General features: G+C 69.5%; 24 protein-coding genes and 2 pseudogenes. 11 read left to right on the top strand and 15 right to left on the bottom strand.

What is annotated here, in order from left to right; genetic code table 11:
• Nucleotides 1–98: 98 nt before the first annotated feature.
• Complete coding sequence (gene phoU / locus N8I86_RS21215) at nucleotides 99–788, top strand: phosphate signaling complex protein PhoU (protein WP_073887933.1); 690 nt, start codon at nucleotides 99–101, stop codon at nucleotides 786–788.
• Between the two features lie 105 nt (nucleotides 789–893).
• Here phoU and N8I86_RS21210 read toward each other — a convergent pair whose 3' ends face one another.
• From N8I86_RS21210 to N8I86_RS21190, 5 genes are all read right to left on the bottom strand, one after another.
• Nucleotides 894–1049, bottom strand: a complete 156-nt coding sequence (locus tag N8I86_RS21210; protein WP_185091292.1) for a hypothetical protein — start codon at nucleotides 1047–1049, stop codon at nucleotides 894–896.
• Nucleotides 1050–1216: 167 nt separating this feature from the next.
• Nucleotides 1217–1675 (bottom strand): GAF domain-containing protein, encoded by a 459-nt coding sequence (locus tag N8I86_RS21205; RefSeq protein ID WP_263280134.1) that lies wholly within the window; start codon nucleotides 1673–1675, stop codon nucleotides 1217–1219.
• Nucleotides 1642–2415 (bottom strand): STAS domain-containing protein, encoded by a 774-nt coding sequence (locus N8I86_RS21200; protein ID WP_263278449.1) that lies wholly within the window; start codon nucleotides 2413–2415, stop codon nucleotides 1642–1644. Before N8I86_RS21200 ends, N8I86_RS21205 begins: the two co-directional genes overlap by 34 nt.
• Before the next feature lie 284 nt (nucleotides 2416–2699).
• The gene (locus N8I86_RS21195; RefSeq protein ID WP_073887930.1) at nucleotides 2700–3437 is read right to left on the bottom strand and encodes a GAF and ANTAR domain-containing protein; all 738 of its coding nucleotides are present in this window, start codon (nucleotides 3435–3437) and stop codon (nucleotides 2700–2702) included.
• Nucleotides 3437–4447, bottom strand: coding sequence for a GAF and ANTAR domain-containing protein (locus tag N8I86_RS21190; RefSeq protein ID WP_263278448.1), 1011 nt, complete (start codon nucleotides 4445–4447; stop codon nucleotides 3437–3439). Before N8I86_RS21190 ends, N8I86_RS21195 begins: the two co-directional genes overlap by 1 nt.
• Before the next feature lie 189 nt (nucleotides 4448–4636).
• Here N8I86_RS21190 and N8I86_RS21185 point away from each other — a divergent pair, with 189 nt between their 5' ends.
• Together N8I86_RS21185 and N8I86_RS21180 are read left to right on the top strand one after the other, a co-directional pair.
• Nucleotides 4637–5383 (top strand): FG-GAP repeat domain-containing protein, encoded by a 747-nt coding sequence (locus N8I86_RS21185; protein ID WP_263278447.1) that lies wholly within the window; start codon nucleotides 4637–4639, stop codon nucleotides 5381–5383.
• Nucleotides 5384–5491: 108 nt separating this feature from the next.
• Entirely contained in the window at nucleotides 5492–5707 is a 216-nt protein-coding gene (locus N8I86_RS21180) for a hypothetical protein (RefSeq protein WP_073887905.1), read from the top strand.
• A gap of 290 nt (nucleotides 5708–5997) precedes the next feature.
• Here N8I86_RS21180 and N8I86_RS21175 read toward each other — a convergent pair whose 3' ends face one another.
• The 7 genes from N8I86_RS21175 to N8I86_RS21145 form a co-directional block, all read right to left on the bottom strand.
• The gene (locus tag N8I86_RS21175) at nucleotides 5998–7512 is read right to left on the bottom strand and encodes a restriction endonuclease (RefSeq protein WP_263278446.1); all 1515 of its coding nucleotides are present in this window, start codon (nucleotides 7510–7512) and stop codon (nucleotides 5998–6000) included.
• 545 nt (nucleotides 7513–8057) lie between these two features.
• Nucleotides 8058–8414: a hypothetical protein gene (locus tag N8I86_RS21170; RefSeq protein WP_263278445.1), complete on the bottom strand. Its 357-nt coding sequence runs from the start codon at nucleotides 8412–8414 to the stop codon at nucleotides 8058–8060.
• Between the two features lie 1442 nt (nucleotides 8415–9856).
• Nucleotides 9857–10519: an MAE_28990/MAE_18760 family HEPN-like nuclease gene (locus N8I86_RS21165; RefSeq protein ID WP_263278444.1), complete on the bottom strand. Its 663-nt coding sequence runs from the start codon at nucleotides 10517–10519 to the stop codon at nucleotides 9857–9859.
• Nucleotides 10520–11689, bottom strand: coding sequence for a DUF262 domain-containing protein (locus tag N8I86_RS21160; RefSeq protein WP_263278443.1), 1170 nt, complete (start codon nucleotides 11687–11689; stop codon nucleotides 10520–10522).
• A 293-nt stretch (nucleotides 11690–11982) separates the two neighbouring features.
• Entirely contained in the window at nucleotides 11983–12360 is a 378-nt protein-coding gene (locus tag N8I86_RS21155) for a hypothetical protein (protein ID WP_263278442.1), read from the bottom strand.
• A complete protein-coding gene (locus N8I86_RS21150) occupies nucleotides 12360–12788 on the bottom strand; it encodes an ATP-binding protein (protein WP_263278441.1) in 429 nt (142 codons plus the stop codon). Before N8I86_RS21150 ends, N8I86_RS21155 begins: the two co-directional genes overlap by 1 nt.
• A gap of 46 nt (nucleotides 12789–12834) precedes the next feature.
• Complete coding sequence (locus N8I86_RS21145) at nucleotides 12835–13242, bottom strand: NUDIX hydrolase (RefSeq protein WP_263280133.1); 408 nt, start codon at nucleotides 13240–13242, stop codon at nucleotides 12835–12837.
• Between the two features lie 109 nt (nucleotides 13243–13351).
• On the opposite strand from N8I86_RS21145, the gene N8I86_RS21140 reads away from it, so the two are divergent.
• From N8I86_RS21140 to N8I86_RS21130, 3 genes and pseudogenes are all read left to right on the top strand, one after another.
• Nucleotides 13352–14140 carry a GntR family transcriptional regulator gene (locus tag N8I86_RS21140; protein ID WP_020940620.1) on the top strand — a complete coding sequence of 263 codons (789 nt, stop codon included), beginning with the start codon at nucleotides 13352–13354 and terminating at the stop codon, nucleotides 14138–14140.
• A gap of 161 nt (nucleotides 14141–14301) precedes the next feature.
• Nucleotides 14302–14621: pseudogene (locus tag N8I86_RS21135) on the top strand (SCO3933 family regulatory protein).
• Nucleotides 14621–15051: pseudogene (locus N8I86_RS21130) on the top strand (FtsK/SpoIIIE domain-containing protein); the annotation flags it as partial. The pseudogenes N8I86_RS21135 and N8I86_RS21130, both read left to right, overlap by 1 nt.
• Nucleotides 15052–15713: 662 nt before the next feature.
• Here the strand turns inward: N8I86_RS21130 and N8I86_RS21125 are convergent.
• A complete protein-coding gene (locus N8I86_RS21125) occupies nucleotides 15714–16475 on the bottom strand; it encodes a phosphoglyceromutase (protein ID WP_073887903.1) in 762 nt (253 codons plus the stop codon).
• 216 nt (nucleotides 16476–16691) lie between these two features.
• On the opposite strand from N8I86_RS21125, the gene N8I86_RS21120 reads away from it, so the two are divergent.
• The 4 genes from N8I86_RS21120 to N8I86_RS21105 all read left to right on the top strand — a co-directional run bounded on the left by N8I86_RS21120 (nucleotide 16692) and on the right by N8I86_RS21105 (nucleotide 22166).
• Complete coding sequence (locus tag N8I86_RS21120) at nucleotides 16692–18389, top strand: stealth family protein (protein WP_263278440.1); 1698 nt, start codon at nucleotides 16692–16694, stop codon at nucleotides 18387–18389.
• Nucleotides 18390–18402: 13 nt separating this feature from the next.
• Nucleotides 18403–20259, top strand: coding sequence for a stealth family protein (locus N8I86_RS21115; RefSeq protein ID WP_263278439.1), 1857 nt, complete (start codon nucleotides 18403–18405; stop codon nucleotides 20257–20259).
• A gap of 90 nt (nucleotides 20260–20349) precedes the next feature.
• Nucleotides 20350–21606, top strand: coding sequence for an MDR family MFS transporter (locus N8I86_RS21110; protein WP_263278438.1), 1257 nt, complete (start codon nucleotides 20350–20352; stop codon nucleotides 21604–21606).
• An 86-nt stretch (nucleotides 21607–21692) separates the two neighbouring features.
• Nucleotides 21693–22166 (top strand): carboxymuconolactone decarboxylase family protein, encoded by a 474-nt coding sequence (locus tag N8I86_RS21105; protein ID WP_073887899.1) that lies wholly within the window; start codon nucleotides 21693–21695, stop codon nucleotides 22164–22166.
• Between the two features lie 27 nt (nucleotides 22167–22193).
• On the opposite strand, the gene N8I86_RS21100 is transcribed toward N8I86_RS21105, so the two are convergent.
• Nucleotides 22194–22619, bottom strand: a complete 426-nt coding sequence (locus N8I86_RS21100) for a DUF2000 domain-containing protein (RefSeq protein ID WP_073887897.1) — start codon at nucleotides 22617–22619, stop codon at nucleotides 22194–22196.
• Nucleotides 22620–22668: 49 nt separating this feature from the next.
• Here N8I86_RS21100 and N8I86_RS21095 point away from each other — a divergent pair, with 49 nt between their 5' ends.
• Nucleotides 22669–23463: an AraC family transcriptional regulator gene (locus N8I86_RS21095; RefSeq protein ID WP_263278437.1), complete on the top strand. Its 795-nt coding sequence runs from the start codon at nucleotides 22669–22671 to the stop codon at nucleotides 23461–23463.
• On the opposite strand, the gene N8I86_RS21090 is transcribed toward N8I86_RS21095, so the two are convergent.
• Nucleotides 23445–25091, bottom strand: a complete 1647-nt coding sequence (locus N8I86_RS21090) for a glycoside hydrolase family 55 protein (RefSeq protein WP_263278436.1) — start codon at nucleotides 25089–25091, stop codon at nucleotides 23445–23447. The two genes, N8I86_RS21095 and N8I86_RS21090, sit on opposite strands and share 19 nt — an antisense overlap.
• Between the last annotated feature and the right edge of the window lie 113 nt (nucleotides 25092–25204).

Raw genomic sequence — 25204 nt, 5'->3', positions numbered from 1 at the left:
CGTGGGGATCGTGGGGGTTCGCACCGCCGGTCTCAGCACGGGCGCGCGAGGTGCCACGGCCCCGGCACCCCGGAACACACGTAGGAGAGGGAACCCTGATGCGGGACGCGTACCACGAGGAACTGGACTCGATCGGCGACGGACTGGTGGAGATGGCCCGGCTGGTCGGGTCGGCGATCGGGCGCGCCACGACCGCCATCCTCGACGCCGACCTCAAGCTCGCCGAGAGCGTCATCGAGGCGGACCAGAAGGTCGACGAACTCCACCACGACCTGGAGGCGCGGGCGATAGCCCTGCTCGCACGCCAGCAGCCGGTGGCGACGGACCTCCGTATCGTCGTCACGTCGCTGCGCATGTCCGCCGACCTGGAGCGCTCCGGCGACCTCGCCCAGCACGTGGCGAAGCTGGCCCGGCTGCGCTTCCCCGCCCGGGCCGTGCCGCAGGACCTGCACGCCACCATCCTGGAGATGGGCCAGCTCGCGCAGCGTCTGATGGCCAAGGCCGCCGAGGTGATCATCACGAAGGACGTCGATCTCGCGCTCCAGCTGGAGCAGGACGACGACGAGATGGACCTCCTGCACCGCACCCTCTTCCAGCACCTGATCGACGACCGCTGGAAGCACGGCATCGAGACGGCCGTGGACGTCACCCTGCTCGGCCGCTACTACGAGCGGTACGCCGACCACGCCGTGGCCGTCGCCAAGCGCGTCGTCTACCTGGTCACGGGCGAGCACGCGGACGAGCTCCAGGCGGACATCAAGCCGGCCACGGGCGTCGAGGGCGCCTAACCCTCCGGGGGCCGGGGCGGGTCTCCTCCCGTGCGGGGCACGACGAAGGGCCGGTGCGAAGCGTGTTCGCACCGGCCCTCGCGGACGGTCGTACCGGTCGTTCGGTCAGCCGCACTGGCACGGGTTGCCGGACTGGCACCCGCAGCCGCAACCCGAGCCGCAGCCGCACGCGCCGAACAGCGGCAGGCTCTTGATCTCGGCGGGCTGCTGGGTCTCGCGCTCCTGCGTGGGGTCCGGGTTGGTGCTGGGGGATTCGGCCATGGGTCCCTCCTGGACGCTGGGGCAGGGATGCCCTCGCTCATTCCATGCCCGCTCCCCTGGGCGCATCAACGGCGCACAGAGGCGCCCACGCCTCTCCCCTTCGAGCCCCCACCGCCGAAAGCTCCGGCTCCCGGTGGCGCCGAAGGCGCGGTGGCGCGGTGGCGCGGTCAGGCCGGCGGCGACTGCGCACGCCGGTGCAGATCCTCCAGCGCGTCCTCCAGCCTGCTCCCGCGGTACCAGTCCAGCCACTCCCCCGCCTCCCGCGCGACTCCGTCCAGCGCGTCGAGTTCCCCCGGGGTGTAGGTGTGGCCCGGGCGGGTGTGGTGGGTGGACACCATGCCTTGCGGACCGCCGGCGACACCCGGGATGGGCGTGCACTGCACGGAACGGATGTGCACGGCGAGCACCGCGGCCCGGGAGGGTTCGTCGAAGACCGAGGCGGTCGCCACGTCGTCCACCACCACGCGCGCGCTCTTGCGGGCCGCCTGACCGCAGGCGGTGGTGGTGTCGTCGACCACCGCGAAGAAGCGCACGAACTCGGCGGGGTATCCGCAGTGCGACTCCATCCGCAGGGTGTGGTCGTCGGCGTCGATCAACTGCACGTTGGCCATGTCGGTGTGCGTGATCCCGCAGACCGCGTCCCGCAGCGCGTCGAGGAAGGCGGACAGCGACAGCGTCCGGTCCCGCGGCCCGCTGACGAAGCGGACTGCGGGCGGGGCGGCGGGGCCGTCGCCGGGGAACCACTTCTCGCCGGGTCGCGGCGGTGGCGTGTGCGCGACGGCGGCCGCGAGCTCGACGGTGCCAGCCCGTGCTCCCGGGCGACGGACCGCAGCAGCCCGCGGGCACGGGTCGGGCCGCGCAGGCCGTAACGCTCCGTCAGCACGCCCTCGGCCCGGGCGTCCAGGGCCCGGCCGTGTACGGCGTGCCGCAGCCGCAGGGCGTCGGCGCGCAGGTACCGGTCGGTGAGGTCCGGGTCGGTCCCGGCGGGCGCGGCGACCGCGGCGGCGATCACCGCGGCGAGTGCGGCGGCCACCGACGCGTACTGCTCCGGCGCCGCCCGGTCCTCGGCGGCGCGGGCGAGTACGGCGGCGGCCTGCGCCGGACACCCGGCGAGGCGCAGGGCGCGGCCGTGCGCGGCGCCCGTCCGCGCGGCACCGCACAGGACCTCGGCACCGGCGGACGACAGCAGGCGCAGTCCGCTGAGGTCGACGACGAGCTGCGCGGGGCCCGCGGCGGCGAGCGCGGCGGCGAGTCCGTCACGGGAGGCGGCGTCCACGACACCGCTGAGCGCCAGGACCGTCAGCCGGCCACCGGCGAGTCCGGGAACGGCGAGGTCGGCCACGGTGTCACAGGTGAAATGCTGCATGACCGCGCTCCCCGCGTCGGGAGGCCGCGTGATCCGGCGGATCTCGGTGGACCGGGCACATCGTCCCGGCCCTTCTCAGCGTAGTACCGGTGGGCGGGTTCGGAACGGGCCGTCCGGCCCACAAGCGGCTGGGCGGACGGGGACCGGGCAGGCGCCGTCCCTCCTCGCGGACGCGCTGTCACCTCGCGCGGGCGGGCCGTCACTTCCTGCGGGCGGGCCGTCACTTCATCGCGGGCGTGCCGTCACCTCGCGGGGGCGTGCCGTCACCTCGCGCGGGCGGGGCGTCACTTCTCGCGTGCGAAGGTCAGGATGTCCGCGGCGGGGAGTGCGCGCCGGACCACGGAGTGCGCGGCGTCGACGAGGCGCCGGTGGTAGCGGTCGGCGTAGCGGCGCAGCGCGGCACGCGCCTCGGCCATGGAGAGGTCACCGGATTCGGCGAGCATGCCGGTGGCCATGTCGACGGCCGCCTTCGCGGCGAGAGCGCCCTGGACGCGGTTGCTGACGTCGGAGGGCCGCAGCCGCTCCGCGCTCCAGTTGACCAGGGCGAAGGCCGTGACGTCGGCGAGCGCCTGGGCCACCTTCAGGTCGGTCCCGGGCAGCCCGCCGGGCCGGCGCAGCAGGAGGTTGACGGCGCCGACGGTCTGCCGGTGGACGCGCAGGGGCAGCCCGTGCACGGACCGGTAACCCTGCCGGACGGCGTACGGGGCGACCTGCGGCCACCGGTCGTGGCTGTCCTCCAGGTCCGGGACGTCGATGCGGCGGCCCTCGCGGAAGGCGTCCACGCACGGGCCCTCGTCGGCCTGGAGCTGGAAGAACTCCAGGAAGGCGGCCTGGTCCTCGGTGACGGCCAGCGGTCGCAGGTCGCCGCGTGCGGAGACCACCATGACGCCGGCCGCGTCCGCGCCGGTGAGACCGACGCAGCTCCCTGCGAGGCGCTCGACGAGCACCACCGGGTCGATGTCGTCGGCGAGGGTGTCGGCCAGCCCGACGAGCGCCTCGGCGAGCTGTTGTTCACGGCCCATCACCGTTCACCGTCCCTTCCCTCGTCCTCGCCGTCACGCCCGCTCCCACCGCCGTGCTGCCCGCCCCCGCCGGTGTCCCGGCCTTCGTCACCGGCGTACGGTCCGCCGTCGCCGGCCACGCGCCATTCGTCACCGGCGTACGGCTCACCGGCGTACGACCGGCCGTCACCGGCTGCCCGTCCGTGGCCGCCGGCGCCGTCCCCGCTCGGACCCGGGCCGTCCGGCTCCGGACGGAAGCGGAGCTTGCGGGCGAGGACTTCACGGGCCAGCTGGCTGACCGTACGTCCCTCGGCGAAGGCACGGGCCCGCAGGCGGTCCAGCGCCTGCTCGGGGTCCACGTCGAGCTGCACCATCACCATGCCGACCGCCTGGTAGACCTCGGTGTGGTCGGCCTCGGAGGCCGCCACCCAGGACGCTACCTCGTCCTCCGCCTCGTCCTCGGCGTCGGCGTGCGTCGCTGCCTGCAGGCTCATCAGCGCGTAGGTGACCGCGTCCCGCACCCACAGCGCGGTCCGCAGATCCTGCTCCAGCAGTCCGCCCACGCGGTCGCTGTACAGGTCGAGCGTGCCGACGGCGGCGCCGCTCACGCCGAGCGGCAGGGAGAACACGGCGCGGACGCCGAGGCCCACGGCCTCGTGCGCGAAGATCGGCCAGCGGCGGGCGTCGGGGCCCTGGGTGAGGTCGGCAGCGACGACCGGGGCGCCCTGTTCGAGGGCGGTCTGGCAGGGGCCGTCGCCCACGGTGTACTGGAGCTCGGCCAGCCGGGCGGCCACCCGGTCACTGGCGCACCAGGTGATGCGTACGCCCTTGCCGCCGGAGATCGACACCGACGAACCGGTGATCGGCAGCAGCCGGACGCACGCCTGGCACAGGGCGCCCGGCACCCGTCCGGGGTCGTCCGCGCCGCGGGCGGCGGCGCCCAGCGTCTCGCTGACCCGGAGCCAGGCCTCCGTCTCGGGCGGCAGACCACCCCCGGCCGGGAAGGAGGACTCCTCGGGCGGCATGGTCATCACCCCCCTCGCGGCTCACGATCAGCAGACATGATCCACCAGTATCCCGTCCGGCCCGCCGGTTCCGGGGCCATCCGCACACCGAGTTCCCAGCCCACGGGAATTAACAGTGCGGTTCCACCGTCGCGCACGTTCGAGGCGGCCCCTAGGATCTGCTCGATTCCGGCTCCGGGGAAAGGCGGGCACATCGTGCGTGGTGGGGGACGAACCGCCTGGCGGGCCTGCCGGGTGCCGGCACTCGCCGTGTCGCTGGCCCTGCTGGCCGGCTGCGGCGACGGCCGGGGCGATCCGCCCGCGCGCCCGGACGCCGGGCACCAGACGGGGAGCTGCGTGACCGCGACCGGGGTCCTGGTGGCCGACCTGGACGGTGACGGCACCACCGACCGCGTCTCTTCCTCTTATACCGGCGCGGACCTGACCGTCACCTTCGGCGCCGGGGGCGGCCGGGGCACCGAGGTGGGGCCGCGGGACCTGGTCGGGGACCGCGGCGAGGACGCGGAGGACGTGGTGGCGGTCGTGGCCGACTTCGACCGGGACGGCTGGAACGACCTCTTCATCGCCGCCACGGACGCCTTCAGCGGCGACAGCCCGATCGAGCCCGCCGTCTCGGAGGTGCGGCTCGGACCGTTCTCGGCACGCGGCAGGGGACAGAGCGATCACCACGTCGACCTGACCGAGCCGCGCGCGGCCGCCGTCGCCGACTACGACCACGACCGCTACCCGGACCTCGCGGCCTACGGCCACGCGGGCGACGGCGTCTACGCGACGACGGCCCGCCTGGGTGGCGCGCAGGGGCTCGACCGGACGTCGGACGACACCAACGGGAAGTACCTGAAGGAAGCCGAACAGACCGACCGGCAGACCCCCGCCTACATGCCCAAGGCCGACCTGAAGACCTTCTACCCGACCTGCACGGGCACGACCGGCGAGGACTGACCGGCCCGCGCCCGGCGGCACTGCCGCCCGAATGGCGCGTGCCACCCATCTGGGTGAAGATCAAGGTGACCAGTGCCCGATCGAGGCAATCCGCGAAAGGGGAACCACATGGGCATTCGACGAATCCTCGCAGCCGTCTTCGCCACGGCAGCCCTCGCCGGACTCGGCCTCACCGGCGCCGCCACCGCAACCGCAGCCACCGCGCAGGGCGCCCCGTCCTACGTCACCCCTTCCCAGTGCCGGGACGGCGGCGGAACACCCGCGATCAACGAGATGGGCAACTACTGCAAGGGCGGAACACACAACGGGGAGCAGGTCGACTGAACCACCGAGGCGCCCCGCGACCCACGTCGCGGGGCGCCACCACGCGAGGCCGGGGAATCCCCGCCCGGGCGCTCCACGCGGAGGACGCAGACCAGGGTCATGATCGCGCAGGCTACTTCTCCTTGCCCTGGGTCTTGTCGGGGATCTTGACGACCTGCGTTTTCGCTGCTCAGAAGCGGTGGGCACGTGCGCCTGATGGTCGTCGTTGGTCGTCGTTGGCCACTGCCGAGCGGCCTCGGACGGCCCAGGGACGGCCCAGCTCCTCGGGCTGTGTGGGCGGCCCGCCGGCCTCAGCGTGAGGGGCGCCTCTTCGGGGGAACCGGGCCCGGGATCACATCCTTGCCAAGGTGTTCCTTGATTAGGTACTTGAGTTCCGGTCCTTCGATGAGCTGGAGCCGGCCATGTTGGCGGGCAAAGTCGTGGCTGGCCCTTCCGAACCACGATGTGGTGATCAGGACCCCCTTGGCGGCCCGTTTGTGCTCGACCACTCCGGCGAGCGCCTGGACGGACTCCACGCCCACGAGCTTGCTGTAGCGCTTCGCCTGAATGATGCACTCACCGTTGAAGACGGGGTCTTTGCTGACGGCCACCGCGTCAACGCCCTCGTCTTTGGACGCCTGGGTGTTCCAGGCCTCCATGCCGATCGCCTCGAACAGTTGGCGAATCAGGTGCTCGAACTCGGTGGGCGCCAGCTTCACCAGCACGGGCCTGCTGTCCAAGCCAGCGACTACGTCCATGCTGTCCATGAGCCGGTACTTCGACAGGTCGAACTCGACGATGGGGCGAATCGGTTCGAGATCGTAAGGGTTGGGAGACACCAAAGCGTTGAGTCCCCTGAGGCACTGCGCTGGATCAACCTGACTGAGGCGGAGCTTCCCGAACTGCTCCCTGCTGGCGCTGAGCGTCACTAGACAGGGTGAGACCTCCTGACCGGTGGCCCGGTCGATGGTTCTCACATGGCCGTTCAGGATCACGCCATTGATGATCCGGTCTGGATCGCTCGTCAGGACCTCGTGAACTGTCCTCAGGGCGACTTGGGCTAGGACGGAGGCGTAGATCTCCTTGCGCTCCTTCTCCGGACGAGGCAGCACGGTCGTCTCGTCTCGATTCTTCACGTACCGGTAGCCCCGCGCCGTAGGAACGATTTCCTCAGGGGGCAAGTGGATCTCAACGAGTACGTCACCGGTGGCTGGCCGGAAGGCGATCCGATGCTCGTGGGGGAAGCCCACTGGATACTCCGACGCATCCAGAACCGCCCCCAGATGAGCCTCGACCGCCGCGGGCTCCCCGAGCCTGTACGCCTCGCGCTCCTCGTCCAGCTTCGAGTTGAAGGCCGCCACCTCGTCAAGGGCCTGCGCTTCGGCCTGGCGATGCTCGGCACGCTTCCGCTCCAGCGTTGCCAGCCGCTTCTGCTCGGCTCGCCTGTGGCGATCTTGTGCCTCGGTGAACCGCACACGCGCCTCGGCAACCTCAGCTTCGTAGCGCTTCCTGCCAAGACCTAGGACAGCGGCCAGACCGCCAGGCTCCGGTGGTGCGAACTCCTCCCAGCGCGGTGAGGGCTCCGGACGAGACCACGGACGCTCGTCTAACTTCTTCGGCGTGTAGGTCCTCCGCCGGCGCTCAAAGGTCGTTGGCGGATCACCCACCAACGCGTCGCGGAGCAACTGCCCGAGCTGCTCGACCTCGTGCTCGACTCCGATTGTGCGCACCTGCGCCTGCTCGGCCTGCTGCTCCTGATACGCGGCCTTCCGCTCGCGTTCCTGCCGCTTGCTGGCCGTTTCAGCGGCCTTCCGTTGCCGCTCCACTCGCCGGGCCTTTTGCTCCTGGGCACGTCGTAACGCTTGCTGCTGCCGCTGATAGTCGGTGCCTCGGCCGCTACCCCGTTGCGCCACCTGCTTACCCCTCCCCTGGCCCTACTCCGCCACAGGGCTGCATTCCCCTTCCACATCGCAGAATCACGCAGGGCAAGGGCGTCACCTCAGACCGACCGCTCGGTGCATCGCTGACTCAGGTCGTCTGTAACTCGACCGACGACGGTCAGCCACGATGGCGAGTCTGCCGACCGACCGGGCGCGCGTGTGCCTCGCTGCACCCCCACCGGCCTCAGCCACGCTATTGGTGCCGTCGACCACAGCAATCCGCGACGGCGGCGGCCTGGTGATGAGACCTTGGGACCGTGACTTCTTCGTCCCGAAGCAACTTGGGCTACGCCTTTGCCTGGGCCTGGTGCAGCTCTCACCTGCGCTGATGGTCCGCTGACGTCCGCGCTCGTCCGCCGTTGTTCGCTGGCGTTGTCACGCAGTTAGACACTCACCTTGGACGTGACTTGGCTGCGGCATGGCCATACTCGTCAGCTCTGCAAGTGGCTGGCCCACAGCGCCTTAATCTGCTCTCCCTGCTCGGCAGTGATGATGCCGTCGTCCATCGCCACGGCCACGAGATCGGTGCCAGCCGCCAGCTTGAGGGAGGTGAAGGCATCGTTCATGCGGTCGGAGTTCCGGGGTGTCCCGACATGCCCAAGGTCCAGGTCACCGGGGAGAAAGTTCGCCACCTCTCCGTCGTGGCCCTCGAAGGCGGCCCTGTCCATCCTCACGTGGACCCGTTTGGTGCCTATGGTGACGACGGTCCCGTGTGACCCATGGTGGTACAAGGGCCTGTCGCTTGGCACTCTCACCGTGACCTTGTCTCCGACCTTGAAGCTGCTCAAGGTCTTACCACTGGTGAACATGAACGTCCCCCCTAGGACAAGTGAATCAAGGGGCACTTCATACCGCTCCTCTGCCCTACTTGTACACCTCGGTCTCCTGCCCCCCTACCAGCCCGCCGTTTTCCGCCCCATGCCATGAACGACGGCGGAAGCACCGCTTTAGGAGAGAGGCAGGGTGATCTCGGGCCTGAGCTGCGGCTTCGTCGGCCGAGAAACTCGGCGGCTACTCGACCGCGGGGCACCGGTGTTGACCGTGGCTGACCCTTGCATCTGGCACGGCTGTGGCACGAGGGCTGCTCTGCGCCAAGCTGCGTGCAGCCCTTTAACTGAGGGCTTGCCCTGGACCGTCGTTGACTCAGCACGGTCCTTCGCCCCCTCCACTGATAACCCTACGCATGCGCTGTGTTGCGGTACGCTAGAGCTGCATCGGCTCGCCGCCAAGGGACCGATGTGGTTGGAAAGTGAAGTAGGAAACCCGTCCCGGCAGGCGATGGCTGCCGTCAGTAGGACGGGTCCGAGCGGGCGTCTGGCAGCGCTACCCCGTTCGATAAGTGCGTCTCTGTGCACGCACAGGCTGCCGCTGGTGCCATCTTGAGTTCTGCCACCATCGGGCAGTCTCAACCGAAGCAACCCGTACAAGTTGTGGGGTAGCTCGGTTGAGAGCTGCCACACAGACCTCTCGGCTGACTCCCCATCCTCGGATGAAGGGGCAGAAGCCGTCGTGGAGAACAGGACCAGCCCTCGCGAGAAGATTCGGACGATAGTCACGGTCCTAATGGCAGCAGTGATCGGGGCCTTTCTCGCCGGCCTGTTGGGACACTGGCTTCGTCGAGATGCTGTCGGGTGGGGCGCTTGGACGTTTACAACCTTCGCCACCCTCGGTGTCGCGATCTGCGGTGTTCTTTGGGCTACTGAGACACCCTGAGCCGATGTCTTGTGACCTGAGCGACAAGGTGGTCGACAGGAGGACTGTGGCTTCGCTTGCTGAGCGGCCACTCGCGGTAATCTGCCGTTCCATCCGATGGGGGGAGGAGCCCGGACGCGAGGTTCGGGCTGCCTCTCCTTGCCCTGGGTCCTTGTCGGGGATCTTGGTGAACTGCGCTTTTACTGTTCGGGGGCGGTGGACACGTGCGCCTGGTCGTCGCCGTTGGTCGTCATTGGCCACTGTTGAGCGACCTCGGACGGCCCAGCTTCGCGCGCTCGACTGACGGCCGACCCTTCGACGCGACCCGTCTGAGCCTCAGCCGACGACAGTCAGCCACGACGGCGGGCGCGCCAGGCGGCCAGGCGCGCGTGTGCCTCGATGCACCCCCACTGGCCTCAGCCACGCTGCTGATGCCGTCGATCAGAGCAAGCTGCGCCGGAAGGACCGGGCACCACATGGCGGCCACTCACGCGTACTGGTTTCCCGTAATTCCTGCCCCAAGGAAACGGTGGCAGATTTAACTTTCAAGCGGCTTGGGCCGCTCGCGTTTATAGGCTCCGTTCTCCGCTGCGGCTGAAACAGTATTGCGAACGAATTCTAGGATCATCAAGACTTCTTGGTGCAATTCTTCATATGCTACTGCGTCGACGCTCAGGTATTGGCCGTGGGCGATCTCATTCCTGACTCTCAGCAATTCATAGTCGATGAGTCTAGCCTTCAGTTGAATCGGAGACGAATCGAGACCGACCAATGCGAACAAATCAAAACAGCGTTCACTGTTCAAATTGGACTGAGTGTCTACCCCCTTCCTCCAGGGGATGGGGGCTCGCTCACCATGCTTGGCCAACAACGCCTGTGCGCGCCAGATCATTTTTCGAGTAGCCGACATTCCCGATTGGGAGTCAACCTCAGCTTCCAGCCCGATCGCAACAAATCCCGGGTGCAACTCACCGTAGGTAAGACGCCGGCGCCCTACGAATTGAATATAAGCGGAAAGGCAGTGCTTCGCATACCCTTCCCAGTGCGCGTAGAGCAACGGTACTCCGGCGCGACAAAGAGAGCGTTGTGCCGTGCTGTCCTGGTTAGATCGGCGCACACTTCCTAGGTAGCTATGGAGCTCACTGCGGCGCCAGGCAAGGTCTGCATCTAGAGAATCCTGGAGCTCGCTTATCGTCCTCATCTACTCCCCTAGAGAGAAGATTCTGCGGCCGACTTCGACCATGTAGGGAATCCGGAGACTTGCGGGCTTTCCGGCACCCGTACGAGCTTGGAATACAGGATCCTGCCAGACGGATTTAACGCGCTCGGCGATGAGGACACTTCTTTCGCTCGATTGCAATGCGCTCCAATCTGAATAGTGCAGACCGAGACCGGTCGTGATGGCTTCGAAGGCCGACACGGTGAACCTGCCGCCGAAGGATCCCTTGTAGACATCGAAGCGCTTAAAAGCGGCATCGCCAAGCGCTTCGTTAAGCCATGCGAAGACATTTTCGAATCGCTCCTTTTCAAAGGAGCGGTCGTATGTATCCGATGCGATAAAAGCGCGCATCCTCGTAGTGAGGAACTCGCCTACGTCCTTCAATCCGGTAAGATCGGACGGTTGGGCGGTGACCATCCCGAGGTAGCGCAATGCAATCTCGGTGCCGTACGCTTCCTCTTCCTGACGTTCACTAATATTCGTGGACTGGGCGAAGTTGCTGTTCGCGGTCAGAGATTGCAGCCACCTGTAGAACGTGGGATCAAGCATAACCGCAAGGCAATTTCTTGCCTCTTGCTCGGATAGGTGAGTTCCGCTGTTCAATCTTTGAAAGAGGTCAAACTTGGACTGGCTATCACTGGTATGCTCGACGATCTGAAAATCGAGGCGAGCGCGCTTGAAGAAGCGCTTCTGTGCATCCGACAATTCAACACTAAAGGTGGCACCTGGGGCGACCTTGGCTTCATCCCACACGACTCCCTCAAGACTTTTCAGGTAATCACCTTGAGTGAGTGGCTCTGGCAAGTCTAGAGCCCCATCTTCCTTCTTCAGGGCTGCCATGAAACGAAATAGTGTCGAAAGTCGTTGGACACCGTCAACAACATCCCAGACTCCGTCTTCGCGCGCTGCAACAAAGATTGGAGGAATCGGGATTCCGAGAAAAACACTTTCAATAAGGCGGGACTGCTGTTGCATTCTCCATCGGAAGATCCTTTGGAACTCTGGGTGAATCTCAAGATCTCCATTTTCATACATGGAGAGGGCTTCGTTAATCGCCATACTGTAGCGGTCCGTGTGAATCTCGCGTGACCGTTGCACAATTTCTTCTTGCAGGCCCACTGGCTTCTCCTCGTGCGGTGCTGTGCCCGTCACGCTACCCCCACCTGCTTCGCCGCGATCGTGTCCCACGGCCATTATGGGCTTCGTGTGTGGCTGCGTCCGCTGGTTCCGTGAAGTCGACTGCAGGTCAGGTACGGTTATGGAGTTGATCGGCCACAGCCTCCGACTCACTGCCTCTCAAGCTCAGGGAGGGGATTATGCGCGCGCGGCACGGGCGCCGGCCGGGCTGGAGCGGGGCGGAGACATGAGCGCAGGCCCGGCCGGGGGCCGGGCCGCGCGCGGGGAGCGGAGCGAGCCGCCCTTGAACCAGTAGAGAAAGTTGTAACTCAGTCGGTCGCGTGGGCCTTGAAACGGTATGTGCACGCCGGTAGTTCGGCGTCCTGGCGGTGGGCCAGCGGCAGGAAGAGCACCGGTCGGATCGTCCACGTGATCCGGGTCCTGGCGTGGGTGACAGACACCGTGCACGGCTCCGCCCGCAACAGGGCTCGTCGGGTCTCGATGCGGCCCTCGTACAGCCACTCCCACGCCGCATCCGATGCGTCCGCGTCAAGTGCCGGTGAGATCGTGCGGAGTACGACCGCTACCCAACGGTCCGCCTGCGGCGCGGAGTAGGCGTCGAAGGATGCCAGCAGTGCCGGCGGCCACTCCTCGGTCAGGTCCTCGGTCCAGCACTCGCACCAGTAGCCCCGCTGTGGTGGATTCATCAGCACAGGTGGTCTCCCCGCCGTGGGTCCGCGTACAGCTCCGCGGTGACCGTGTGGCCCTGGTCGCTGTCGTGGACGACGACCCGGTGAGCGATGACGCTCACCATGCCCAGGCCCCGGCCGTGCTCGGCGTTCTGGTCCTGGTGCTCGGCCTTCGGGGCCGTCCCCGTACCGCCGTCGTCTGTGACCGAGACCGCCACCACCTGGGCGGAGACCGCGACGGCCAAGTGGAAGCTGCCGTGCTCCCGGCCGCTCGCCGTGTGAAGGATCGCGTTCGCACTCAGCTCGCTCACGATCAGTTCGGCGTCGTCGGCTAAAGGGGAGCCGCGCAGGATGTCACGGGTCCATCGGCGGGCCCGGCTCACCTCTTCCGGGAATCCTGGGCAACTCAGCCCCCAGACCCGAGCTGTACTCGTATACTCGTGCATACAAGTTCCTTTACGCTGGTAGGCCGCCATGTGCAGCGGGTTCGGGCTAGACGAGTTTCACGCCGTCGTGGGCGCGGATGGCCGGCGGGGTCGTCGCGTCGAGTGCGTCCAGGACGCGGATCGAGTACGCCTCGTCGGCAAGCTCGGTGACCTCTTCGCGGGTGGCCCAGCGCAGCGCGCGGGTCTCGTCACCGGTGGTGGGCACACCGTCGGCGGCTTCACAGCGGAAAACCAGCGAGACGATCAAGCCCGTCATGTTCTTGTAGACGCCGGTCAGAGTCGCGGGAAGCGCGATCTTGATGCCGGTCTCTTCGAGGACTTCGCGCTGAAGAGCCTCCGGGATGGTCTCCTCGCGTTCGAGGATGCCGCCCGGCGGCTCCCAGTGGCCGTTGTCCCGGCGCTGGATCAGGAGGGCCCGGCCCTGGTCGTCCACGACGACCCCGGCGACGCTCACGGAGTGCGGGCGTTCAGTGCTCACGTTCCTCGGCCCTCTCGGCTGGCTAGGCTCTCCACCGTAGCAACAGAACTCGCCCACTCGTCTAGATACCTAAAGGAGTACTCACGTGAGCCCTCTTCCTTCGGGCCTCCTCGGTGATCTCGACCCCACGAGCGATCGTGCGGTCTTCCGGCAGATCGCCGACCAGCTGCGCGAAGCCATCGACCGTGGGCGATTCCGAGAGGGCGAGAAGCTGCCCTCCGAAGCCGAGCTGGTCGAGCACTACGGCGTCTCCCGGATGACCGTCCGGAACTCCTTCTCCGTCCTCACGGGTGAGGGCCTGGTGCACGCCGAGCACGGCAAGGGTGTCTTCGTCCGGCCGCGTCCCCCGGTGCGCCGGCTCGCCTCCGACCGGTTCGCCCGGCGCCACCGCGAGCAGGGCAAGTCCGCCTTCATCGTGGAGGCCGACGCTGCAGGGAGCCATCCGACGGTCGACAGCCTGGAGGTCAAGGAGGAGAAGCCCAGTCAGGACATCTCCACCCGGCTCGGGTCGGTGCGGCGCGTCCTCGCTCGTCGGCGTCGGTATCTCCTCGACGGGCGGCCGGTCGAGTTTGCGACCTCTTACCTCCCGCTCGACATCGCCCGCGGCACTCCTATCGCCGAGCCCAACCCCGGCCCTGGCGGCATCTACGCCCGTCTCGAAGAGCTGGGTCACCACCTCGACCACTTCGAGGAAGAGATTCGCGCCCGCATGCCCTCGCCCGCAGAGGTGAAGCTCCTGCACCTGGCGGCCGGCGTGCCTGTCATCCACCTGATCCGGACCGCCTTCGACACCGAAGGACGTGCCGTCGAGGTCTGCGACACGGTCATGGCGGCGGACGCGTACGTCCTGTCGTACCAGCTCCCGGCGACCTGATCCCGGGAGCGGCGGTAGTGGGCGGGGACGCTTCCCCGAACTCGTACACACCGACACGCTTACACGTATAGACGAGTAGGCGAGCTGTGTCCCAAGGAGATCTACGTGATCCCGGAGATCGGGCTCGCAGAGCGACTCTTGTATAGACCTCCGCCGCGACGATCCTCCTCACGGAGGCTCCCGAGCCAAGGTCCGTGACCGGCAGACTGGCGAGATCGCCAAGGTCGCGACCAGCGGCGAGGCGCTGATGACCATCGGCGTCGTCTACATCCAGGACGGTGAGTCCTCGCTCAATAAGGTCGCCGTTCCCGAGGGTGGCGCCTCCGAGGGCCTGATCCTCGGTTCACCGGTGTCCCTGCCCGGCCTCATCGCCCGGCCGTGGGAGTCCGTCTTCAGCGGCCAGAAACACCACGGCATCGCCTACCGGGCCGCCGCCGTGACCCCGGCCGCCTTCCCGGCCGCCACCGGGGCCGCCGCCTGATGTCCGACCTGACGACGCTCCTCGAAGTAGGTGGTCCGGTCGCCGCACTCGGCGGCGGGGCCGCCTACGCCCGAGCCAAACACCCGGCGGCGTACTGGTCCACGGTCGGCCTCCCGGCCTCCACGGTCCGGCTGCTCAGCTCATACGGCTCGGTCATGGATGCATGCGGCCTGACCGTGGCGCCCTCCCGGCTGCGAGTCCTCGCCGTCAAGGCCATGACTCAGCGCGAAGTGCGGCCTGTACCGCCGCGCCGGGGCATCATCAGACCCACCACGACCGGACTGTGGGTCCGTCTCCGCCTGGCGCCGGGCCAGGGCCCGCGGACTTCGCGGCTTCTGCCGAGCGACTGCGGCACGCCTGGGGCGTTCACGCCGTCTACGTCACCACCGTGAAGGCTGGGGTCGTCGACCTGCGGCTTGTCGGCTACGACAGCAATACATGCGCCGGGGTCACAGGCCGGTATTGCTTCAGCCGCACGGACATTGCGGTGGAGAGGTTCGCTGACAAAGCAAGCGAGCAAAGTTCGCGGACAACGCGCACAAAGTTGATTCGTGATTTCACGCGTGAGAGATTGGAGCGTAGAAGGACTGCGGACCTGGATCCGGTTGCCGCCGGACCCAGGCCCTGATGCAGTCAACGAGCCCGGTCGCCTACGAGCAGACCGGGCTCGCTGCATGTACAGCTCCCGGTCGCGACCGTCCTCGCGCGTGACTCGCTCATCGAGCGAGCTGCATCACGCTGATAGCGGTGGTCACCAGCAGGCTGACTCCCGCAAGCCAGACCTGCCACTTCTCAGCGCCGGTCCACCTACGAGGCCTGTCCTTCTCAAGGCTCACCTCTACCGCCTCCCTTCTCCTCCAGCCGGCCCGCTTCTCAGGCCGGGGCCTTGGAACTCACGTGCGTCTAGACGGAGTTCAGGGGAGGTTCAGATGAGGCGCGACCAGCATACCGGGCACATCGCTTTTCACCGAGGCACACGGGAACGCTTGACAGCGGCCCCGGATCCCGTTCACGGCCCAGCGACGGCCCCAGTACAGAAACAAGCCCCCTACTCGCGATAAAACCGCAGGTAGGGGGCTTGATCGTGCGGGCTTACTTCTTCTTGCCCTGGTTCTTGACCGCCTCGATCGCTGCCGCGGCCGCCTGCGGGTCGAGGTACTTGCCGCCCGGGGTGACCGGGCGGAAGTCGGCGTCGAGGTCGTAGGCGAGGGGGATGCCCGTCGGGATGTTCAGGCCCGCGATGTCGGCGTCGGAGATGCCGTCGAGGTGCTTGACCAGCGCGCGCAGGCTGTTGCCGTGGGCCGCGACCAGGACCGTGCGGCCGGTCAGCAGGTCGGGGACGATCGAGTCGTACCAGTACGGGAGCATCCGGATGACGACGTCCTTGAGGCACTCCGTCCGCGGGCGCAGCTCCGGCGGGAGCGTGGCGTAGCGCGCGTCGTCGAACTGGGAGAACTCGGAGTCGTCCGGCAGCGGCGGGGGCGGGGTGTCGTACGAGCGGCGCCAGAGCATGAACTGCTCCTCGCCGAACTCGGCCAGCGTCGCCGCCTTGTCCTTGCCCTGGAGGGCGCCGTAGTGGCGCTCGTTCAGGCGCCAGCTGCGGTGGACCGGGATCCAGTGGCGGTCGGCGGCCTCCAGCGCGAGCTGGGCGGTGCGGATCGCGCGCTTCTGGAGGGACGTGTGGACCACGTCGGGGAGCAGGCCGGCGTCCTTGAGCAGCTCACCGCCGCGGACCGCCTCCTTCTCGCCCTTCTCGTTCAGGTTGACGTCCACCCAGCCGGTGAACAGGTTCTTCGCGTTCCACTCGCTCTCGCCGTGGCGGAGGAGGATCAGCTTGTACGGTGCGTCGGCCATGCCGTCGAGCCTACCCAAGGTGTTTCGGGGCCGTGGTTCGCCGTCACTCCGTGGACAACGGGCACGGCGGGGACTGTGTCGCGCCTCACTTTCCAAAGGCCGGGTTAACTGTCGTACAACCTTTCGCCACAACCATCTGTCTGCATATCGCCAGGTTGGTTGAGGGGTTCAGGAAGAGGAGCACAGAGCGTGACCGTGCGTTCTTTTGCCCGCCGCATGCGGCCGAGGGTAGAGCGGAAGGCCGCCGAGCGGGTCTGGCAGCTGCGCACCATGCGCCGCCGTCGCCGGGCCGCGGTCACGGATCCGGTGCTGCGCCCGGTGCGGGTGCGCGGCCAGGAGCTGTACGGGCGGGTCGTGGACCGGTTCAGCGCCGCGGAAGCGGCCGCCGCCAACCTCGACCTGGTCGTGGCCGCGCTGGAGCAGGAGGGCGTGCCGTACTTCGTCGTCGCGTCCCGCACCCGCCACGTCCTCGGCGTGAACGTCGTCGACCGGGAGCGCTTCCTCGACGCCCTGGAGGCGCGGAACGCGGGGAAGGCGGTGTTCATCGGCAGGCCGCTGCCCGGCGGACAGCTCAAGCACCCGGCGATGTTCCTGGACGGCGTGCTGCCGGCCCCGCTGCGCACCGCCCCCGTGCTGCGGATCGGCGAGAACCACCTCGGACCGGCCGGCCAGCTGCTCGCCGGGCCGGAGCTCGCCTGCGACGTGGAGTTCTGGGAGGACGGCGGGCAGCTGCTGGAGTCCGCCGACGGCCCGCGGCGCCTGGCCAAGGTGCAGCCGCAGGCGTCCGCCGACGTCTTCGCCGAGTCCCTGATCGCCCCGCGCAACAACGGTGTCACGGACGTGCTGCCCGCGGCCGAGCAGAAGCCGGTGACCGTGCGGGTGGGCGAGCGGGAGCTGCCGGCCTTCGCCCCGCTCACCCTGCCGACGGTGAACCAGGTGACGTTCCCCGTGGACGTCGTCTACACCTGGGTGGACGGCGAGGAGCCCGCGATGCGGGCCAAGCGGGCCCGGTACCAGGAGCGCGGCACGGCCGAGATCCTGGACAAGGAGACCAACGCCTCCCGCTACACCAGCCACGACGAGCTGAAGTACTCCCTGCGCTCGCTGGCCATGTACGCCGACTTCGTCCGGCACATCTACATCGTGACCGACGGCCAGAAGCCGCACTGGCTCGACGACACCGCCCCCGGGATCACGGTCGTCGACCACCGCGACATCTTCCCGGCGGACGTGCTGCCGGTGTTCAACTCGCACGCGATCGAGACCCGGCTGCACCACATCCCGGGTCTGTCGGACCACTACCTGTACTTCAACGACGACGTGTTCGTCGGCCGCCGCATCACCCCGGAGCACTTCTTCCACGGCAGCGGCCTGATGAAGATCCCGGTGTCCCCGCTGAAGATCGGCGTCGGCAAGCCGCACGCCGAGGAGACGGCCACCAACTCCGCCAGCAAGAACGTACGGCGGCTGCTGCTGGAGAAGTTCGGGCGGATGACGACGAACAACTTCATGCACACCCCGCTGCCGCAGCAGCGCGAGACGCTGCGCACGCTGGAGGAGCTGTTCGCCGAGGAGATCGGCCGGACCACGGCGTCCCGGTTCCGCTCGCCGTCGGACATCGCCATGACGGCCCCGCTGCTGTACCAGTACGCGCTGATGACCGGCAGCGGTGTGGCGGGCCGGTTCAGCTTCCGCTACGTCAACATCAGCCGCCCCGACGCCGACCGGCGGCTGACCGACCTGCGCCGCAACCGCCGTTTCGACTTCTTCTGCCTCAACGACGTCGACGTGCCGCCGGAGGAGCGCGAGCAGGTCAGCGTCCGGATGCACGAGTTCCTGGAGGACTACTTCCCGTTCCCGAGCCCCTACGAGAAGCCCGCGCCGTCCGCGAACCCCGCCGAGAAGCAGAGCTGACGGGGCCGCGGCCATGGACCTCCGTCACCGCTTCGCGCCGGCCCCGGGCATCCGGGCCGTACGGGACCTGATGGTGCGCCTGCGGCTCTGGCTGTCGGCCCGGCTGTGGGCCCTGCGGGCCGCCCCCGCCCGGCGGCGGCTGAGAGCCGCCGTCCCCGGGGTGCGCCGGATCTCCGCCGGGCCGCTGCGGCTGTACGGCCGTACGGTCGCCTGGTACACCGCGGCGGGCGCGGGCGCCGCGGACCTGGAGCTGATGTGCTCCCTGCTGCAGACGGCGGGCGTGCCGTACTTCCTGGTCCCCGCCGAGCAGGGGTCCACCGCGCCGCGGCAGGTGATCGGGGTCGAGGCGACGTACCGCGAGGTGGTGCTCGCCCGGGCCGCGCAGCGGTTCGCCCGCACCGCCCGGTACGTCGGCGCGGTGGGCGCGGACGGCTCGGTGACCCACGCGGCGCTGTGGGCCGACGGCCGGCTGCCGCGGGCGCTGCGGCAGGCCGACGTGCTGCGCACCGGCGTGGTGCGGCTCGGCCCGTCGGGGCAGGTGCTCGGCGGTCTGGAGGCGGGCTGCGACATCGAGTTCTGGCACCGCGGCCGGGACCTCGGCACCGCGGGCCCGGACCCGTCCTGGCTGACCGTGCCCGGCAACCGGCTGCCGGACGTCTTCCCCGCGGCGCTCGTCGCCCCGCGCGGCAACCCGGTGGCGGAGGTGCTGCCGGTGTCGGCGCGGCAGCCGGCGACGGCGGCGGGCAGCGGCCGGAAGGTGCCGACGTTCGCCCCGTTCGCCGCGGCCGGCATCGACGAGGTGCTGTTCCCCGTCGACGCCGTGTACACCTGGGTCGACGGTGACGACCCGGCGCTGGCCGCGAAGCGCCGCGCCCACCAGGAGCGTTCGGCGGGCGCCATCGCCCCGCGCGAGACCGGCGCCTCCCGCTACACCAGTCATGACGAACTGCGGTACGCGCTGCGGTCGCTGGAGATGTACGCCGGGTTCGTCCGGCACGTCTACCTGGTGACCGACTCGCAGGTCCCGTCCTGGCTGGACCCGGAGGCGGAGGGCCTGACCGTGGTGGACCACCGGGACATCCTCCCGGCCGACGCGCTGCCCGTGTTCAACTCGCACGCCATAGAGAGCCGGCTGCACCACATCCCGGGGCTGTCGGAGCACTACCTCTACTTCAACGACGACGTGTTCATCAACCGCCCGGTGCGGGCCGAGCACTTCTTCCACGGCAACGGCATCGCCCGGATCCCGCTGTCCCCGCTGAAGCTGGGCGTCGGGGATCCGCACCCGCTGGAGCCGGCGCCGAACTCCGCGGGCAAGAACACCCGCGAGGTGATCCGGCGCTTCCACGGCCGGCAGATCACCCACAAGTCGCTGCACACCCCGCACCCCCAACTGCTTTCGGTGATGCGGGAGATGGAGCGACTGGAGATCGAGGAGCTGGAGCGGACGTCGTACTCGCGCTTCCGCTCGACCTCGGACGTCGCCCCCGCCTCCACCCTCCACCACCACTGGGCGATCGCGACGGGCCGGGGCGTCCCGGCGGACTACCTCTTCCGTTACGTGCAGCTGGGCACCCCGGACATGCGGCGGCGGCTGGCGCGCCTCGCGGCCGGTGAGGACGTGGACTTCTTCTGCCTCAACGACGTGGACACCGCCCCGGCGGACCGGGCCGCGGCGCAGGCCGCCCTCCGAGGTTTCCTGGAGCGCAAGTTCCCCTTCCCCAGCCGCTTCGAGCGGGTGCCCGGCGCCGCGTCGCACCTGGTCGCCGCGCACACGGGCCTGCGCGTCCCGGCCGGGCGGGGGCTGCCGCGGCGCGCCGTACGGCCGCGGCGGCCGGCGGCGCTGGAGGACGCCCGGCGCGTCGATTGACGCTTCCCGCTAATCGAGTGGTGCTCCGGCGGCCTCCGTCGGTAACTTGTGCCTGCCGCCGGAGCCACTTACCACCCCTGGGGGGAAACGATGTCGCCAGCCACCCTGAGACGCGCCGCCCGGGAGACCGTCTCCGGGCTGCCCCGCGAGTTCTGGTGGCTGTGGACCAGCACTCTCGTCAACCGGCTCGGCGCGTTCGTGGCCACCTTCATGGCCCTCTATCTCACCCTCGACCGCGGGTACTCGGCGTCGTACGCCGGTCTCGTCGCCTCGCTGCACGGTCTCGGCGGTGTCGTCTCGGCGCTCGGCGGCGGGGTCATGGCGGACCGGCTGGGCCGCCGGCCGACCCTCCTCGTCGCGCAGACCGCCACGGCCGCCTCGGTCGCGCTGCTCGGGTTCATGACCGACCCTGCCGCCATCGCCGCGGTCGCCTTCCTCGTCGGCATGGCCTCCAACGCCTCCCGGCCGGCGGTGCAGGCGATGATGGCCGACATCGTCCGCCCGGAGGACCGCGTCCGCGCCTTCTCCCTGAACTACTGGGCCATCAACCTCGGCTTCGCCGTCTCCTCCGCGGCCGCCGGGTTCATCGCCGAGTTCAGCTACCTCGCCGGGTTCCTGATCGAGGCCGGCATGACCCTGGCCTGTGCGCTCGTCGTCTTCCTCAAGGTGCCCGAGTCCCGGCCGGCGGTCGTGGGCGCCAAGGGGGCGGCGGACAGCGTCCGGCTCGGCACCGTGCTGCGGGACGGCCGGTACATGGCCGTCGTCGGCCTGTCCTTCCTCGTCGCCCTGGTCTTCCAGCAGGGCTCGGTGGGCCTGCCGGTGGCCATGGGCCGGGCCGGCTTCTCGCCCGCCGACTACGGCCTCGCCATCGCCGTCAACGGTGTCCTGATCGTCGCCCTGCAGATCCCGGTCACCCGGCTCATCGAGCACCGCGACCCGCGCACCCTGCTGATCGTCTCCTCCGTCCTGGCGGGCTACGGCTTCGGGCTGACCGCCTTCGCCGGGTCGGTCGGCGTCTTCATGCTCACGGTGTGCGTGTGGACCCTCGCCGAGATCGTCAACGCCCCGACCCAGACCGGGCTGGTCGTCCGGCTGTCCCCGGTGCACGGCCGCGGCCGCTACCAGGGCATGTACACCCTGTCCTGGTCCGTGGCGGCGCTGGTGGCGCCGCTGATGTCCGGCGCGGTCATCGACCGGTTCGGCGCCGAGTGGCTGTGGGCGATGTGCGCCGCGGTGGGCACGGCGGCCGGCGTCGGGTACGGCATGCTGATGCGCCGCCTGCCCCCGGAACGGCCGGTGCCGGCCGTGGTCCCGGCGGAGGCGGTGGCCGAGGCGCCCGCCGTGTGACGTGCCTCACGGCCGGGCCTGTCACATCCCGGTGCGCCGCCGCGTCAGAGAGGTGCAAGCAGCGGCAACCACAACGGGAGCAGACCATGGACGCTCGACTGAACCTTCTCACCGACCCGCTGGCCGGCAAGGTCTTCAAGCACTTCAACGCGGCGGGCCGGGCGGTCGCCGACTCGTCCCTGCCGGCGGCCGTGCAGGAGCTGGTGAAGATCCGCGCCAGCCAGATCAACGGGTGTGCGTTCTGCACCGACATGCACACCAAGGACGCCACCGCGGCCGGGGAGACGGCCACGCGCCTGCACCTGGTCGCCGCCTGGCGGGAGGCCACGGTGTTCACCGAGGCCGAGCGGGCCGCGCTGGAGCTGACCGAGCAGGGCACCCGGATCGCCGACGCGGCGGGCGGGGTCACGGACGAGGCCTGGGCGAACGCCGCCCTGCACTACGACGAGGAGCAGCTGGCCGCCCTGGTGGCGCTCATCGCCGTGATCAACGCCTACAACCGGGCGAACGTCATCGTCCGGCAGCCCGCCGGCGACTACGTGCCGGGCATGTTCGGCTGAGCGGCGCCCGGTGGGCCGAGGGGGGCGTCAGGGATGCATCCGCGCCCCCTTCAGCACCTTGTCCACGCCGTTGCGCGGGCCGTACACGGCGAGCCCGACCACGTCGAGTCCGGCGGTGGTGACGGCACGGACCGCCGCGCGGTTGTCGCGGTCGTTGCCCGTGGCGAACAGGTCGGCGGTGAAGACGGCGCGGGGCAGGGCCCGGCTCAGTGCCCGCTCGTGCGCCGCCTTCAGGACCTCCTTGGTGCCCTCGAAGACCAGCACCGGCTGCCGGAACATCGGCAGGTAGGCCACCCCGTCCGCGTCCTCGTACGGCTCCCCGACCACCTCGGGGATCGTCGCGCCCAGGCCGCTGACCAGGAACGCGGTCACGTTCAGGCGCTGCCAGGGCTCCAGGTCCTCGCGCAGCAGCACGGCGATCTTCGTGTCGAATCGGATGGGTTCAGTGCTCATGGAATGAGACTGCCGATCGCCGTACGCCCCGGTCTTGTACGTTCTTTGCATGGCCGCCCGGCAGGAAGTCACCGCGTGGCGCCCCCGTGTACCGGGTGTCACGGAGGTCTTCCACGCCCGCTTCACCGAGTACGCCTATCCGATGCACGTCCATGACGCCTGGACGCTGCTCATCGTCGACGACGGCGCCGTCCGCTACGACCTCGACCGGCACGAGCACGGCACCCCGCTCGACACCGTGACGCTGCTGCCGCCGCACGTGCCGCACAACGGCGCCCCCGCCACCCCGGACGGCTTCCGCAAGCGCGTGGTGTACCTGGACAGCAGCCGGCTGGGCGAGGAACTGATCGGTGCGGCGGTGGACGGGCCCGACCTGCGGGACCCGCTGCTGCGGCGGCGCGTGGGCCAGTTGCACGCGGCGCTCGCCCGCCCCGGCGACGAGCTGGAGGCGGAGAGCCGGCTGACCCTCGTCGGCGAGCGGCTGCGTGACCATCTGCGGCGCCGGCCGGAGCGGGCGCCGGCGCCTACGGACCCGGCCCTGGCCCGTGGGCTGCGGGAGCTGCTCGACGCACGCGTCGTCGAGGGCGTCGCGCTGGCGGAGGCGGCGCGGCTGCTGCACGCCCACCCCGCCCATCTGGTACGGGCGTTCAGCGCCGCGTACGGCATCGCCCCGCACCGGTACCTGATGTCCCGCCGGATCGGCCGGGCCCGGCGGCTGCTGCTGGACGGGCTGCCGCCGGGCGAGGTGGCGCCGGCGGCCGGCTTCTACGACCAGGCGCACCTCACCCGGCACTTCAGGAAGCTGGTCGGGGTGACGCCGGGGCGCTACCGCAGCGTGCGCTGAGCCTCGTACAGGTTGCGCGGGCGGACGGCGTCCGTGGTGCCGTACAGCTCCAGGCGGGAGTGGAGATCGCCGGTGAAGTCGGGGACGTCGGTCTGGTCGAACTCGGTGACCTCGTTGATGCCGACCGTCGCCGAGTACGGTGCCAGGCCGTCGATCCTCATCAGGCCCGCGCGGCCGTTGGTGACCCGGATGTTCCAGTGGGTGAAGCGGGCGCCGAAGAGCGGTCCGGCACTGGCGTCCCCGCCGTGGCGGCCGTCGTTGTCCACGGTGATGTCGGTGCGGACGTTCGCGAAGGGCAGTCCGCGGTGGCTGTCGAAGGTGCCCATCCGCATGTCGCCGCGCGACCAGACGTTGTGGGAGGACAGGCCCTCCACGTTGATGCCGTGCAGCTGGGTGCCCGCGGGCGCGGGGACGGTGCGCTCCTCGACGGTGAAGTCCTCGACCAGGTTGTCGTGGGAGCCCTCGCGGCAGAAGTAGGGGTGGTGCGAGCCGCGTCCGGCGACCCGGGTGCGGCGCAGGGTGCAGGCGGAGGCGGCGACGAGGCCGAACCCGTTGTCGACGTCCCGCACGGTGACGTCGTCCACCCAGCAGTCGTAGGCGCACTGCAGGACGACACCGTTGTAGCCCTTGTCGAGGAGGTGCGGGGACTGCGGGGTCCGGACCGCACGAAGGGTGAGGCCCTCGACGCCGGAGCCGGTCAGCTCGGTCACGTGCGTGGTCAGCCGGGGGTCCCACTCCGGGCGCACGTCGAGCGGGAGCGGGCGTTCGAGGGTGACGCGGCGGCCGTGGACGCGGGTGACGCGCACGGGCCACTCGTAGGGGACGTAGGAGGTCAGTTTCGTCTTGTCGGCCCAGGAGTAGGCGGCCGGGCCGGGGCCGCCGCCGGCCATGTGCTGGAGCAGGGTGTGGCCGGGGTCGTCGGCGAGGCGGAGCAGGACGAGCCGGCCGGGGCGCAGCCGGGCCGGGTCGGCGACCGTGATCGTCCACTCGCCCCGCCGGGCCGGTTCGACGGCGGTGAGGGTGGTCCACTCGTCCCGCCGGTTGCCGGTCCAGCCCTCGAAGGGCCAGGCGCGGGACCTGATGGCGGCGACGAGCGAGTCCCAACGGGCGCTCGGGGCGAGCCAGATGAGGCCCCCGGCCCAGGACCAGGAGGATTTGTCACCGCCGTAGCGGGAGCCGTAGGCGCCGATCAGCTCGGTGAGGTTCTTCGTGGCGTACAGGGTCGTACGGCCGCTGCCGGCGCCGCGCAGGACGACGTTCGAGGCGCCGACGCGGATGACGTCGTCGATGCGGAAGGTGCCGGGCGGGATGGTGACCGTGCCCCCGCCGGCCCTTCCGGCGGCGGCGAGGGCACGGTTGATCGCGGGGGCGCAGTCGGTGCTGCCGTCGGCGACGGCGCCGAAGTCGGTGACGTCCGCGACGACGCGGGGGCGGGGGAAGCGGCGGGCCCCGGCGCGGCACCCGGCCCGGCCCACGTAGGGGATCTGCGGGTGGGTGAACGGGGTGCGCCGGAACTCCCTCCAGATCGAGGGCACTTCGGCCGCCCGGGCGGTTCCGGTCGCGGCGCCGAGGGCCACCGCCGTCGCGCCCGCGAGGAGAGTCCGTCTGGTGAGGTGCGCGTTGCTCATGTCCACCCGCCCCTTCTCATTCATCCTTGTGAACGATGTTCAGGAATGCGTCGGCGGTGAGCATGCCATCGGACCCGCCGGGCGGGAAAGGGGGCGTACGCAACAAAGAGCGT

The organism is Streptomyces albidicamelliae (assembly GCF_025642175.1).
GTDB classification, from domain to species: domain Bacteria; phylum Actinomycetota; class Actinomycetes; order Streptomycetales; family Streptomycetaceae; genus Streptomyces; species Streptomyces albidocamelliae.
This window is presented reverse-complemented; position numbering and strand designations above follow the sequence as displayed.

Bases quoted from the DNA above. Each gene is read 5' to 3' on its own strand.
- N8I86_RS21125 (WP_073887903.1), bottom strand. From the start codon at position 16,475: ATGGCCGACGCACCGTACAAGCTGATCCTCCTCCGCCACGGCGAGAGC.
- N8I86_RS21095 (WP_263278437.1), top strand. From the start codon at position 22,669: ATGGCCGCCCGGCAGGAAGTCACCGCGTGGCGCCCCCGTGTACCGGGT.
- N8I86_RS21100 (WP_073887897.1), bottom strand. From the start codon at position 22,619: ATGAGCACTGAACCCATCCGATTCGACACGAAGATCGCCGTGCTGCTG.
- N8I86_RS21105 (WP_073887899.1), top strand. From the start codon at position 21,693: ATGGACGCTCGACTGAACCTTCTCACCGACCCGCTGGCCGGCAAGGTC.
- N8I86_RS21115 (WP_263278439.1), top strand. From the start codon at position 18,403: ATGGACCTCCGTCACCGCTTCGCGCCGGCCCCGGGCATCCGGGCCGTA.
- N8I86_RS21190 (WP_263278448.1), bottom strand. From the start codon at position 4,447: ATGACCATGCCGCCCGAGGAGTCCTCCTTCCCGGCCGGGGGTGGTCTG.
- N8I86_RS21090 (WP_263278436.1), bottom strand. From the start codon at position 25,091: ATGAGCAACGCGCACCTCACCAGACGGACTCTCCTCGCGGGCGCGACG.
- N8I86_RS21150 (WP_263278441.1), bottom strand. From the start codon at position 12,788: ATGCACGAGTATACGAGTACAGCTCGGGTCTGGGGGCTGAGTTGCCCA.
- N8I86_RS21210 (WP_185091292.1), bottom strand. From the start codon at position 1,049: ATGGCCGAATCCCCCAGCACCAACCCGGACCCCACGCAGGAGCGCGAG.
- N8I86_RS21110 (WP_263278438.1), top strand. From the start codon at position 20,350: ATGTCGCCAGCCACCCTGAGACGCGCCGCCCGGGAGACCGTCTCCGGG.
- N8I86_RS21200 (WP_263278449.1), bottom strand. From the start codon at position 2,415: ATGCAGCATTTCACCTGTGACACCGTGGCCGACCTCGCCGTTCCCGGA.
- N8I86_RS21195 (WP_073887930.1), bottom strand. From the start codon at position 3,437: ATGGGCCGTGAACAACAGCTCGCCGAGGCGCTCGTCGGGCTGGCCGAC.
- N8I86_RS21155 (WP_263278442.1), bottom strand. From the start codon at position 12,360: ATGAATCCACCACAGCGGGGCTACTGGTGCGAGTGCTGGACCGAGGAC.
- phoU (WP_073887933.1), top strand. From the start codon at position 99: ATGCGGGACGCGTACCACGAGGAACTGGACTCGATCGGCGACGGACTG.
- N8I86_RS21180 (WP_073887905.1), top strand. From the start codon at position 5,492: ATGGGCATTCGACGAATCCTCGCAGCCGTCTTCGCCACGGCAGCCCTC.
- N8I86_RS21120 (WP_263278440.1), top strand. From the start codon at position 16,692: ATGCGGCCGAGGGTAGAGCGGAAGGCCGCCGAGCGGGTCTGGCAGCTG.
- N8I86_RS21165 (WP_263278444.1), bottom strand. From the start codon at position 10,519: ATGAGGACGATAAGCGAGCTCCAGGATTCTCTAGATGCAGACCTTGCC.